Origin of the sequence: Planococcus dechangensis (assembly GCF_042654465.1) — a bacterium.
Taxonomy (GTDB): Bacteria; Bacillota; Bacilli; order Bacillales_A; family Planococcaceae; genus Planococcus; species Planococcus dechangensis.
Map to the genome: position 1 here is coordinate 255,949 of NZ_JBHSGL010000002.1, position 12,552 is coordinate 268,500.

At 48.3% G+C, this 12,552-nt stretch carries 14 protein-coding genes; 4 read left to right on the plus strand and 10 right to left on the minus strand.

Annotation, left to right across the window (positions count from 1 at the left end):
• Window positions 1-23: 23 nt before the first annotated feature.
• Entirely contained in the window at window positions 24-1,580 is a 1,557-nt protein-coding gene (locus tag ACFO5U_RS01790; protein WP_377276151.1) for a fatty acid--CoA ligase, read from the minus strand.
• 301 nt (window positions 1,581-1,881) lie between these two features.
• Between ACFO5U_RS01790 and ACFO5U_RS01795 the strand changes: the two genes are divergently transcribed.
• Window positions 1,882-2,955 carry a C40 family peptidase gene (locus ACFO5U_RS01795; RefSeq protein WP_377276153.1) on the plus strand — a complete coding sequence of 358 codons (1,074 nt, stop codon included), beginning with the start codon at window positions 1,882-1,884 and terminating at the stop codon, window positions 2,953-2,955.
• Between the two features lie 124 nt (window positions 2,956-3,079).
• On the opposite strand, the gene ACFO5U_RS01800 is transcribed toward ACFO5U_RS01795, so the two are convergent.
• Window positions 3,080-4,477, minus strand: coding sequence for a protoporphyrinogen oxidase (locus tag ACFO5U_RS01800; RefSeq protein ID WP_377276155.1), 1,398 nt, complete (start codon window positions 4,475-4,477; stop codon window positions 3,080-3,082).
• A gap of 139 nt (window positions 4,478-4,616) precedes the next feature.
• Here ACFO5U_RS01800 and ACFO5U_RS01805 point away from each other — a divergent pair, with 139 nt between their 5' ends.
• Entirely contained in the window at window positions 4,617-5,174 is a 558-nt protein-coding gene (locus tag ACFO5U_RS01805; RefSeq protein WP_377276433.1) for a nitroreductase family protein, read from the plus strand.
• A 37-nt stretch (window positions 5,175-5,211) separates the two neighbouring features.
• Here ACFO5U_RS01805 and coaW read toward each other — a convergent pair whose 3' ends face one another.
• Window positions 5,212-6,015 carry a type II pantothenate kinase gene (gene coaW, locus ACFO5U_RS01810; protein WP_377276156.1) on the minus strand — a complete coding sequence of 268 codons (804 nt, stop codon included), beginning with the start codon at window positions 6,013-6,015 and terminating at the stop codon, window positions 5,212-5,214.
• Window positions 6,016-6,268: 253 nt separating this feature from the next.
• On the opposite strand from coaW, the gene ACFO5U_RS01815 reads away from it, so the two are divergent.
• Entirely contained in the window at window positions 6,269-6,475 is a 207-nt protein-coding gene (locus ACFO5U_RS01815; RefSeq protein WP_377276158.1) for a hypothetical protein, read from the plus strand.
• Window positions 6,476-6,530: 55 nt separating this feature from the next.
• Here the strand turns inward: ACFO5U_RS01815 and ACFO5U_RS01820 are convergent, their stop codons facing one another.
• Window positions 6,531-7,520: a S8 family peptidase gene (locus tag ACFO5U_RS01820; RefSeq protein ID WP_377276159.1), complete on the minus strand. Its 990-nt coding sequence runs from the start codon at window positions 7,518-7,520 to the stop codon at window positions 6,531-6,533.
• Window positions 7,521-7,697: 177 nt separating this feature from the next.
• Between ACFO5U_RS01820 and ACFO5U_RS01825 the strand changes: the two genes are divergently transcribed.
• Window positions 7,698-8,768, plus strand: a complete 1,071-nt coding sequence (locus tag ACFO5U_RS01825; protein ID WP_377276161.1) for a saccharopine dehydrogenase family protein — start codon at window positions 7,698-7,700, stop codon at window positions 8,766-8,768.
• A 36-nt stretch (window positions 8,769-8,804) separates the two neighbouring features.
• Here the strand turns inward: ACFO5U_RS01825 and ACFO5U_RS01830 are convergent, their stop codons facing one another.
• From ACFO5U_RS01830 to ACFO5U_RS01855, 6 genes are all read right to left on the minus strand, one after another.
• Complete coding sequence (locus ACFO5U_RS01830) at window positions 8,805-9,554, minus strand: ABC transporter permease (protein ID WP_377276163.1); 750 nt, start codon at window positions 9,552-9,554, stop codon at window positions 8,805-8,807.
• Window positions 9,551-10,282: an ABC transporter ATP-binding protein gene (locus ACFO5U_RS01835; protein ID WP_377276165.1), complete on the minus strand. Its 732-nt coding sequence runs from the start codon at window positions 10,280-10,282 to the stop codon at window positions 9,551-9,553. The genes ACFO5U_RS01830 and ACFO5U_RS01835 overlap by 4 nt, the downstream gene beginning before the upstream one ends.
• A gap of 237 nt (window positions 10,283-10,519) precedes the next feature.
• Window positions 10,520-10,888, minus strand: coding sequence for a nuclear transport factor 2 family protein (locus ACFO5U_RS01840; RefSeq protein ID WP_377276167.1), 369 nt, complete (start codon window positions 10,886-10,888; stop codon window positions 10,520-10,522).
• Entirely contained in the window at window positions 10,881-11,063 is a 183-nt protein-coding gene (locus tag ACFO5U_RS01845; protein ID WP_377276168.1) for a hypothetical protein, read from the minus strand. The genes ACFO5U_RS01840 and ACFO5U_RS01845 overlap by 8 nt, the downstream gene beginning before the upstream one ends.
• A gap of 62 nt (window positions 11,064-11,125) precedes the next feature.
• Window positions 11,126-11,425 carry a hypothetical protein gene (locus tag ACFO5U_RS01850; protein WP_377276170.1) on the minus strand — a complete coding sequence of 100 codons (300 nt, stop codon included), beginning with the start codon at window positions 11,423-11,425 and terminating at the stop codon, window positions 11,126-11,128.
• A gap of 71 nt (window positions 11,426-11,496) precedes the next feature.
• Window positions 11,497-12,405, minus strand: coding sequence for an NAD(P)/FAD-dependent oxidoreductase (locus tag ACFO5U_RS01855; protein ID WP_377276171.1), 909 nt, complete (start codon window positions 12,403-12,405; stop codon window positions 11,497-11,499).
• Window positions 12,406-12,552: the final 147 nt, after the last annotated feature.

Genomic DNA, 12,552 nt, shown 5'->3' on the forward strand with positions numbered 1-12,552 from the left:
TTCCCTCTTTTCTCAGCGCCTGTTCAAGACGACAACTCTTTATAGTGCTCACGCAACAGGAATTTTTGTATTTTGCCGCTCGCATTGCGCGGCAGTACTTCCACAAAAAGATAAGTCCGCGGCCGCTTGTAGCGGGCAAGATTTTCGTTATTGATACAAAACTCTTCCAAGTCCTGTTCAGTCAGCGACGAATCTTTCGCCACGACAAACGCCAACACCGACTCGCCCCATTTTTCATCAGGTATGCCGAGCACCGCCACATCCTGCACCTTATCATGCCCGTGGAGCACGTCTTCCACTTCGCGCGGATAAATATTCTCACCGCCGCTGATGATCATATCATCGACTCGGTCTGCGACATATAAATAACCATCCTCATCCATATAGCCTAAATCACTGGAATGGTACCAGCCTTTATAAAGCGCTTTTTCTGTGGCATCCTGTCGCTGGAAGTACCCCGCCATCATGCTCGGGCCGCGGACGATGATCTCACCAACTTCAAATGGCGCCAATATGTCCTCCGGCTCCGATGGCCCATCTTCATTCGGCCGCACGATGCGGATTTCATGGTTATAAGCAGGCTGTCCGGCAGATCCAGCTTTCGTCAATTGATCTTCTTCCGGCAAAAATGTAATTGCCGGGCCCATTTCTGTCTGGCCGTACGCTTGGATCAGGTCAATTCCTAATACTTCTTTAACACGTTTGACAAGCACTGGAGCCATTGGCGCTGCGCCGTAAAGACCGCGCGTCAAGCTTCTGACTTTTTGCTGAGCACCGTCGATTTCAGCGATCATGCTCCACATCGTCGGTACTGCAAACATGACCGTCACTCGTTCTTTTTCAATCGTATCAATTGCCAAAAACGGATCGAATTGGTGCATGATGATGCTCGATGCCCCTGCTTGTACGCGTGGAATAATATTGCAGTGCAGCTCCGCACAGTGGAACATCGGCGCTGCCACCAAACCGATATCATTTTTCGTCGTATTAAGCATCGCGATGCACATCATGCTCTGTTCTGCCATACTTCGGTGCCTATGAATGACCCCTTTCGGTCGCCCTGTCGTTCCACTTGTATACATAATCGCATACGTATCCATTTCATCCACTTCGACCCCAGGATCATCGCTAGGGGCTGCTTCGATTTGCTCATGATAATTTTTCGCGAAATCCGGCGTTTTCTCATCGATAGTCCAAAACTGAATAGCTGGGAATTGCGGCGCTATATTTGCGACCACGCCATCTAGCACGGCTTCGAACAATACCACTTCCGGCTTGGCATCTTCCAATATAAACGCTAGTTCTTCCGCTTTCAGCCGGAAGTTGATCGGATTGAAGATAGCGCCGATTTTAGCGCAGGCAAATAATGCCGTCGCTAGTTCATGATTATTAAAGAGATAAGTAGACACACGATCGCCTTTCGTGATGCCTGCTTGCGTCAACGCATTTGCTAAGCGATGTACATCTTCCCGCCACTCGGCGTACGTCCAGCGCTTGTTTCTACGTAAATCCACTAAAGCTTCGCGGTTAGGGTGCAAGGAAACGGTATGGTCGAATATCTTCCCAAGTGTTGCATACATTGTTTTTTCCTCCTCTTTAATGAACGGGCGTTCACCAGACTGCTGATTCAATGATGTCAGATTAGAACAAATATTTCAACAATTCTTTTAATAGAGCAGCGATTTCACCACATTGGTGAATATAGAAAAGAAATAATTTCCATTGAGGTTTTTATAACCAATATAAAACTTTTTGTTAAGACTTTTGTTTTTGTAACACAAATGTAATATAAAACTTATTGCCTATATTTATGAAACTGAATACACTTAGATAAAACCGCGCACGAATATTACAGGCGCTGACCACAAAAGGGGAATGAGCATGAAGAAATTGATAGGGATGGCAATCACGGCTGGGGTATTGTCTTTAGCTATTGGAGCTACAGATACAGAAGCCAGTTCGTATACAATCAAACCGGGCGACACATTATGGAAAGTCGCGTCTACCAACCAAGTATCCGTTGCAAGCTTGAAAAGTTGGAACAAATTAAATTCAGATGCCATCTATCCGAACCAAGTATTGCGTTTGACTTCATCTACAGCCGCCAGTGCACCTACACCTTCTGCTCCAGCCGCTTCAGCCCCAGCACAAACAGGCACCTATACCATTAAAGCTGGAGATACTTTATCCAGCATCGCACGCAGCCACTCAACAACTGTAGCCAAAATCCAGCAGTTGAATAATATTAGCGGATCCACTATCCACCCCGGCCAGAAGCTTAAAGTAGCTGGTACTGCGCAAGTCGTCGTCTCTGCACCCACACCGGCTCCAACCGTAACTGCACCGGCACCGGCTCCTGCGACTAGTACATACCGCGTTGTCGGCGGCGATACGCTCAGCAAAATTTCCAGAAGCTATAATGTTTCCGTGGCTCAATTGATGAGCTGGAACAACTTGAATTCAAGCACCATCCATGTTGGACAAACCTTGAGAATGCAAGGCGGAGCGACAGTTTCACCGTCGTCTCCTGTGCAAGTTTCACCATCGTCTCCTGTGCAAGTTTCCAATCCGGCACCAGTTGCCTCCAAAGCCGGCCAAGTGATTTCCATCGCCAGGTCACAACTTGGCGTCCCTTATGCTTGGGGCGGAACAACAGCGAGCGGATTCGACTGCAGCGGTTACCTGTTCTACGTTTATAACCGCGCTGGGATCACGATCCCCCGCACGAACACAACCGGCTATTATGCAAGCTCATTCACTGTCAGCTCGCCGCAGCCGGGCGATCTTGTGTTCTTCAAGAACACATATCGCCCAGGCATCTCGCATGTCGGTATTTTCATCGGCAACAATAGCTTCATCCACGCCGGCGGAGACCGCGTCCAAATCACCAATTTGAACGATAGCTATTGGGGCAAGCATTTCGACAGCTTTAAACGCCTCAATGCTATGAGATAAAAAGAAAGCTCCGGGACACTCCGGGGCTTTTTGCCTTTCATCGGATATTTGATGACAGCCGAAGATTTCGCGCAAAGAAATATTCGGCTATAAAAAAGCTTGCACGGAAAATCCGTGCAAGCTTTTATTGTGCTGCGGCTACTGCCTGTGAAATTTTTTCCGCCAAGTCTTTGCCGTTTTGGATGCAGGCGCCGATTCCTACACCGTAATAGGAAGACCCGGCCAAGTAAATGCCTGGATAAGCTCCCGCCAAACGGGCTTCGAGCGATGTGATGGCGGCTTTATGGCCCATGTGATAGTTCGGCATAAGTTCGTGCCATGGCGTCACTTCGATCACCGAGGGCTCTGCTTCAATGCCTAGGCTTTTTTTAATGTCTTCTTTTGCTTTACTGGCGATTGCAGCGTCCGGGCTATTTTGCAATTCGCTGTATACCGGGTTCGAGCTCTTGTAAAACAATCGCACTAATAAGTTGTGCTGCGCAGAAGTATGCGGCCACTTGCGGCTCGTCCATGTGCAAGCGTTGCAGGCGAGGTCGCTTCCTTCCGATACGATAAAGCCTGTCCCGTCTTCCGGCAATTGCTCATCCGGAAGTTCATATCCGAGGTATACGCTGATCAGCGAAGAATTCAGCAATTGATCGAATTCCCCGTTCAAGGTTTCATCACTCACCAGCGCTTGAGCTGCTTGATGCGGAACCGCCAGCACGACATAATCTGCTTCGCTTGCCGTCCCGTCGGAATAGCTCAATGTGTAACGCCCCTCCCGCTCCTCCAAGGCAGTCGTCTCTATGCCTTTGCGGATCCGCGCTGTTTCGAGCTGCGCTTCCATAGTGTCAATCAATACGGTCATCCCTTTATCAAACGAGATGAATTTTTTATTGGCCGCTCCTTGGAAAGTCTTCTTGTTTGCCTCGAAGCCTTTGATGATGCTGCCGTGATCATTTTTATAATCGATCAAATAAGGCAATGTCGATGCCAGTGTCAATTCACGCAGCGATCCTGAATAAACCCCTGACAACACAGGCGCTATCTGGCGGTCGACAAGTTCTTTGCCGAGAAATGCTTCGAGAAATTCGCCGATGGAGCTGTCTTTTGTAAAGCGGTCATTCACCGTATCAAAGTCTTTCAAAGCCCTTTGTTTCCCTTCGTCTGACACAAGCGTCGAACTGAACAGCGCTTCCCGATCCATCGGAATGCCAAACACCGTATCTTTAGGGATGGCATGCAATTGATTATCGGTATACAAATAGGAGATGCCTGTTCCGTTATAGACCATCTGCTCATTAAGCCCAAGTTCTTCCACTAGCGGCAATACGCTGGCATGGCGTGCAACGATGGAATCTGCACCAACTTCCATTGTGAATCCGCCTTTTTGAACCGTGCGGATTTTGCCGCCCAATTGTTCATCTTTTTCAACGAGCTCCAATTCCAACTCAAGCCTGTGCTGCTTTTTCATGCGCTCTAAATAATGCATCGCCGAAAGGCCTGTAATGCCTCCGCCAATAACCACAGCTTTTTTCATTCCGAATCACTCCTTGCTATATATTTTATCAAGAAATCCCGCGTTCCAAAGGCCACAATATGTCATTTTCAACACGATTTTTGCCATTCGTGGTAGGATTTAACCGAAAGCATTTAAAAGATAGGAGAGGTTCAAATTGATGAATCCGATTGATCAGTTGATCATGGAAAGAAGATCGATCAAAAAATTCAAAACTGACACTGTCGATGTTGAAGAAATCATCGAGCTGCTCAATATCGCGAAATGGGCGCCTAATCATAAAGTGAACGAACCTTGGCGTTTCCAGCTGTATGCAGGCGCCGGCAAAGAAAAGTTCGTCCAGGCGTTTCTCGATTCGATGAAAACTTCAGATGGCGAGATTCCGCCAAAAGCATTGAACAAAGCCCAATATTTCCGGGATATCCCGCTACACCTTGTGGCGATCATGCCGGTCGACCCGCGCCAACGACGCTTGGACGAAGATTACGGCGCGCTTAGTTCCATGCTGCAAAATTTCCAATTGGCTGCTTGGCAGCGCGGAATCGGCATGATTTGGCGTTCGAACGACTGGATTTATGATCCGGTCTTCCGCGAAGCGATCGGCGTCGGCCCAGGTGAAAAAATCGTCGCCACGATGATGATGGGATACCCTGCTCACGTCCCCGAAAAACAAGCACGCACAGACATCCGTGAAAAGCTGGAAATCATTGATCAATAACCACGAAGAAAAAGAGCATCAAGACGATGCTCTTTTTCTATTTCAAGACCGATAGTGCACCGACCGCTCCTGAATATTCCCCGTTATCCGGGAACAAAGGCGTCGAGCCGCGCAAGATGGTATAGCTCGTCACCACTTCTTTCAATAAAACATTGTCGATGAACGACGAACCGATATAGACGATTGTCGAGCTGCGGCATTGGCGTGCTGCATGAACACTGACCGTGCTCACCGTTTCCCCGACCAAGCCGATAACGGTTGCAAGAAGCTCTTCTTTTGACAGCTCGTGGGAGATGGAAAACAAGTCCTGGCCAAAATTGCTCGCTGTCAATTCTCCTGAAATCGGCGGTTCTTTGCCTTCGTAAATATGCTTTACTTTCAAATCGATGCGTTCACGCGAGCCGCGCTTGGCGTGTTCAACGATTTCGTCAAAACTTGTGATCCCCGTCAGCAGGTGGCTCAAGCCGATCAACGTGCCGCCGCCGATGCCCGTGCCGCCGAGCCGTTCTTGCGCATTGTCTTGCACGCAATGGATCGATGTGCCAGTGCCGACATTGGTGACCAAATAAGCTTCATCGGTTCTCCCCATGCGTTCTAGCAATACTTGAACCCCCAAATGAGTTGCTTCGAATTCCACCATTTCCTGGACGGATTTTTCAAGCATGGAAACCAATACACCCGACTTGCCTCCCGTTAAACATACTTCGCAATTTTGCAGCCCGTTGATCCATTCCGCTACTTGGCCGATTTCGGCAATCGGGTATTTTGCAAAATGAGTGGCTCCCCCATCGGCATAGGCCACTTTGATCAGTGTCCCACCCGCATCTATTCCGACTTTCATCTATTTGCACCTTCTCTTCTAAAAAACACATTTAATGACGAATTGGTTTTTTATTCATATGGGCAAATTCTAACATATAAGCGCATTCAGCGGGAGGAGTTTGCCGCAATCCGATAATATGCTTTCTAAAAAAAAAGTTGATTTTAGGTTTGACCAATGAGCATTTTGGGAATAAGATTTTTTATGAGCCTGTTTAATAACTCGTACTGAATTTTCTTTGCATCGCAAGGAGGCTTTTGTGGGAGGTGATTAAATGGGGAAAATCCAGGGAATACCGAAATTGCTCGAATATCTGGAGCATAAAAGTTACCCCATGACAGAAGATCAGATAATAAAGCTCCTGTCAGAACGAACGATTCCGCATGCCCGGCCTTATGGCGATATGATCCTGTTCGATGAATCCTACATTGATTGGTGGATTGCAGAACAGCGGAAAACGGATGAACTAGTGATGGATTAAAATGCAACGAAAACCCCCGGACTTCCCGTCCGGGGGTTTTTTGAATCGCTGTGACTTATCTGTCCAACCGGTTTGCATAGGAATTGCCGAGAATCCTGAACAATTGCTCGAACTTATTCAAAATATCGAGCGCCAGAAGCCCGTTGCCTTCCGCTGTCTTCGGATAGCCGAGCGGAATGGTGCGCCGCACAAGCTGTGCATACAGTTCCGCTTCTGTCAGCTTGCGGTCAAAGTCGCGCTCTGAGATGTTGCGGATCAGTGCCAAAGCTCCAGACACGTGAGGCGTTGCCATCGAAGTGCCGGATAAGCTTGCATACTGGCTGTCCAAATAGGTCGAGTAAATATCGATGCCTGGCGCTACAAGATCAATTTCATTATTGGTATTGCTGAATGGCGCAATGCGCCGATCGAAATCGACAGCTCCGACCTGGATGACTTCCCCGTAAGCGCCTGGGTAAGCAAACTCGTCAGTGTCGTGAATGTCATCCCCTTCATTGCCTGCTGCACAAACGACTGGGATGCCCGCATCCACGGCCCGTTTGATTGCTTCATACAGCTCAGGATGGTCTTCCGGACCGCCGAGTGACATCGACATGATGGTCGTTTTCTCACCTTGTGGGCCGCGCCAATCGATTGCGTAATGAATCCCTGCAATGATTCCTTCGTAAGTTCCGCTGCCTTGTTTGTCCAATACCTTTACGATGAGCATGTCTGCTTCAGGCGCCACGCCCACAACCCCTTCATTTTCCCTCAAGGAAGCTGCAATCGTTCCTGCTACATGAGTGCCATGTCCATTGTAATCTTTAAACTGCTCCGGGTTTCCCTCATCATCGTGCGTGAAATTGCGTCCATCGATCACCCGCTCCACAAGATCCGGATGGTCTGTCTGGCAGCCTGTGTCCAATACAGCGATAACATTGCCCTTGCCTTTTTCGCCACCGGCCCATAATTCTGGGGCCTGAATCATCCGCACACCTTCTGGAATGTGTGGAGGTGTAGCCGTCACTTGCTCTACCCGAAACGGGATCAAATGAATATTCTTCATAAAAGAATTCCTCCTTCAGATCGTTTCACTCAGTTTACGTGATAGTAGCACCAAAATCAAACGTTTGTTCGCTTTTTTCTGGAAAGTTGTTCTTATTACTTTCAATAAAGAGACAGGAATTTCCTGCTTCTTGAAGAACACAAGTTAAAGATGCCAAAAATCGAGGAGGCTCAGCATATGACAACATGGCTGCTATACGGAGCAACTGGCTATACCGGAAAATTGATTGCACAAGAAGCAGTAAGGCGCGGCATGAGTCCCGTGTTAGCAGGGCGGAACAAAGAAAAAGTTCAAGCACTGGCTGAATCATTGGAACTCGACTATCGCATATTTGAACTCGGTAAAGACACCGCACAGCATTTGAAAGGAATCGGACTCGTGCTGCACTGTGCCGGCCCGTTCGAACAAACGAGCAAGCCAATGATCCAGGCTTGCCTAGAAGCCGAAGCGCATTATTTGGATATCACCGGAGAAATCAGCGTATTCAACTATACCCATTCCATGCACGAAGAAGCACAGCGCAAAAATGTCATTCTTTGTTCGGGCGTCGGTTTTGACATCATCCCGACGGATTGCACAGCATTGAAGCTGAAACAAGCCTTGCCGGATGCTACAGAACTATCACTTGGATTCGATTCGGATTCAGGCATCTCCCCCGGCACATTCAAAACGATGGTGCAAGGACTTGGCGGTGGCAATGTTATCCGCCAGAACGGTCGCTTGACGCCGGTGCCGATCGGCAAACATCAGCGGATGATAGACTTCGGGCGCGGAAAGAAATCAGCCATGGCAATTCCATGGGGCGACGTTGCTACAGCTTATTACACGACCGCAATACCGAACATCACGACATGGATTCCTACGCCGAAATTGGCCGCCAAAGCCGCGCGACTCCTGAACGCAGCTGGGCCTTTATTATCTACCGAAAAAGTGAAACAACTCATGCTAAATCTCATTGACCAGCGCGTAGCAGGCCCCGACAAGGAAGAGCGCGCCGCAACCGCAGCCCATATTTGGGGTGAAGCGAAAAATGCGGACGGGGTCGTCAAAACTTGCCGCATTGATACCGCGAACGTTTACGATTTGACCGTCTATGGTGCACTCGAAGTGACAGGACGCCTACTCACAAGCGATTTTTCCGGCGGCAGTTGGACACCCGCTGCGCTCTTTGGCCCTGAATTGCTTGAAAGTCTGCCCGGTTCCGGTCGCTTTGAAATCGACAGCTATTATCCATTACCCACTCACTAATTAAATTGGGCCCAAAACAAAAAGGCTGACATTGCGTCAGCCTTTTAACAATTGCATGCGTTTATTGAACAAAGTCGGATACGACAAATACCCGAGGAAAACGCTCGTCACAGCAGCTGTGGTCAATAATAGGAACATGATGAGCAACTGGAATTGCACCGCTTGTATCGGGTCAGCACCGGCGATGATCTGCCCGCTCATCATCCCCGGCAGCTGCACGAGGCCGACCGTCTTCTGGCTCTCGATTGTCGGAATCATGCTCGCCTTGATCGAATTGATCAATTGGCGGTGAATGGCCTGTTTCGGCGTACCGCCGAGCGACAAGATCAATTCGGTCTGGTCTTGATGGTCTTCGACTTCTGCCGTAAAACGGTTCAAGAACAGGATCGACAGCACCATCGAGTTGCCGATAACCATGCCACTGATCGGGATGATGTATTGGGCGGTGGCCGGCGTGATGTTAAAGCCGATCAAGATCCCTTGCGTCAACACTTCTACAAAAATCAAAGTGGAGGCAATCTTCCAAGCAATGCCTTGGATGGCCGCTCCTTTTTTCTGCGCATTTTGGGTTGCAGCGCCAATCATCAGCGCGACCATCAAGAAGATGTAAATCAAGCTCTCCGAGTCGAAGACGAATTTCAGCACATATCCCACCGCAAGCAGCTGGATAATTGAACGGATTGTTGCCACCGTCATATCGCGGCCGAGCCCTAAATTCAATGTTTTCGACAATAATAGCGGGATGAGGACAAAGATGAGAGTCAATGATAAAGCCCAATAACTCATGACACCACCCCTTTCACGAATTCCTTGGCACGCGGTTCTTTTGGATCTTCAAGCAGCGAACTTTCGCCTGTCTCCACCACTTGGCCGTCCATCATGACCCACGTATAGTCGCCGATTTCGAGCGCCTGTTGCAGGTTATGGGTAATCCAGATAATTGTTGTCTTATACTTCCGGTTGATCTTGCTAATCAATTCCTCGACCTCGAGCTTTGAAGCGCGGTCGAGCGAAGAAGTGATTTCATCCATCAAAAGAATCTCCGGCTTGTTGACGAGTGTTCTTGCGATGGAAACCTTTTGCCGCTGCCCGCCTGACAGGTCTTTTACTTTGCGCTCAAGAAGATCGCTTTTCAAGCCGACATCTTCAAGCAATTCAAGCGCATCTTCTTTCGCCAATTGCTGCCCTTGCAGCTCCAAAGGCAAATTCAGGTTTTCGTATACAGTGCCGCTGATCATTGGCGCACTCTGTAACGCCATTCCGACCATGCGGCGCAGTTCCACCGGATCGTATTCGCCGATCGCTTTATCCTTTACGAAAATCTCCCCACTTGCCGGTGAAATAAGACCATTGCATAATTTCAGCAGTGTCGACTTCCCGGCGCCTGAAGGCCCTACCAAAGTGGTGATTCGGCCTTGTGGAAATGAACCGGTAATATCTTTTAAAATTTCTATATCTCCAATGTGAAAGTCCACGTGCTGAAAGTGGATTGCAGGTTTGTACTGGGTGCTCATGCCCACACCTCCTAAATTCTCAAGTTTCTTATTTATAATTATTATAATGTGGATATCATAGCACAACTTTAATGCCGAACCAAGTAATTGAGAATAATTAATTATAATTGAGAATACATATCAATTAATGCGTTTTCACAGCTTTTTTAAACGATAATTATTATCATTAATAAGAACTTGAGCCATCAAAAAGCTCTCCAACAAATTCCACGCGGGAACTTCCAGGAGAGCATTTGTTTAGTCTACTTGATCACTGTCGCTCAATCCACTTTCTCCGAACGCTTCATCGAGTTCGTCAAAGCGACCGATGCGGTGGATTTTCTTATCGTCCATTTCAAAATAGTTAAAAATGTGGGTTTCACCGTGCTGTCCTTGTTTTTTGGCGAGCTGTTCAAAAATCACTTGATTGCCTTTGGCGAATTGCCTGACTGTCGTCAATTGAATCCCTGATTCTCTCACCCATTCGGCAAGGGTTTCGTGACCTGCAGCTGATTTTCCAGGACTGATCAATTCGACATTGTGATCCGTCACCGATAACACGCCCTCAACATCCTGCTTGTTGACGCAATCGGTAAAGCGTTCTGCTAGCTTGATCGGTTCAATCATCACGCCCGCTCCCTTCTTCTGCCAACTTATCTAGCACTACCAAAATAAATGTCGCAATGGGGCCTAGCAGGAGCGATAGTAAAAACCACATGAGCCCGCTCCGATTTTTTCCTTGCGCCAATCCGGCATTGATCAATGCGAGTGTTCCCCATCCGACTACATATCCGTTATCCATTTGTATTCCCCCTTTCTTCCCATTTTACTCGAAAAAAAAAGAGAAGGCGGAATTTTCGCTTCTCAGTAATGGGCATTTTTCAGTTTTTTGAAAGTCTTGACGAAACGGTCCGGATCTTTTGGAACTTTGTACGTCAACACGCCGCGATGCGTATGGAGATACAGGAGATTGGCATCATCCGAAAAGGTTTTATAGGAGATATCCCAAACGTGCGTCAAATTGAATTGTGTTGTCTGTGCGGTCAATTTGTCTGCATATAGGCAAATTTCATATTCGGTGTGGATGATTTTCATTTGGCCGGCTACTATCGAACGTTCCGTGTCGACATAAGTGATCGAGGACAATAGATTTTGCGAGTCCATTCGGTTCGCCTCCCGGCTTGTTTTCCTAAAGTCTAATGCATCTTAGGCATGCGGTGCAACTGAAACGAAACTTACATGTCCTCAAAATATTCATTCGTCAAGTCTCCGCATACCCCGATCGCTGCCGCACTGCCTTCTCCGGCTGCAATGATCAACTGAGAAGGCACGATGAGCGAAGCGTCTCCGGCCGCGTAGACATTCCAGACATTCGTACGCCCATAATCATCCGTCATTATCCCGCCATGTGAGTTTTGTTTGCACCCGAGCTGCGTAGCAAAGTTAGTGGCATGGCTCCAAAGTGGCGTAACAAACCCGCCGCTTCGGTCGATTAAGGTCCCGTCCTCCAGCCGAACGCCGTGCAACTCCCCGTTCTCGCCTTCTAACCCATCGATCGGATCCTCGTAAACCCGGATGCCTTTTGCGAGCAGCTTCTGCTTGTCCTCATCTTCAAGGCGTCCTTCGCCGTTCGTAAATATCGCTAAATCACGACTCCACGTGTAAATTTTTTTCGCCATCGCAAATACTTGTTTGTCCGCAATGACCGCAAGCGGCTGATCGCGCATTTCCCACCCATCGCAATACGGGCAGCTGAACAAACTAGTGCCATAGAACTTCTCGATATCCGGCACATTCGGCAACTGTTCTTTTAAGCCTACGGCGATGATGATTTTGATGCTATGGAATGTTTTGCCGCTGGCAGTTTGCAATGCGTAATGGGTTTTGGAAATTTGGTCGACCTTGACGATGCGCTCGTTTTCTGTCTTTACCGTCGGATATTTACTAATATCCTCAAATGCCAGCTGCTTGAACTCTTCCGGGCAAATGCCGTCCCTCGTAATAAACCCATGGGCTTCCCGCGTCACCAGGTTACGTCCATGGTCGTCATCGAACAAGACGGTATTTCTTCTCGAGCGGCCAAGGACCAGCGCAGCATTTAAGCCCGCCGGTCCCCCTCCAATAATCGCACAATCATAAATCATAGAATTCATCCTTTTCAAATTGCTTTTCCCTCCCCTTTCCCGCTGCTTTCCTGGGTTAAACAGAGCAGCAGGCAAAAAGAAAAGCCGCCTGGCCGGGGAATAACCCAGCCAGACGGCTTACACGCACAAATCCTCACAGTGCGAACT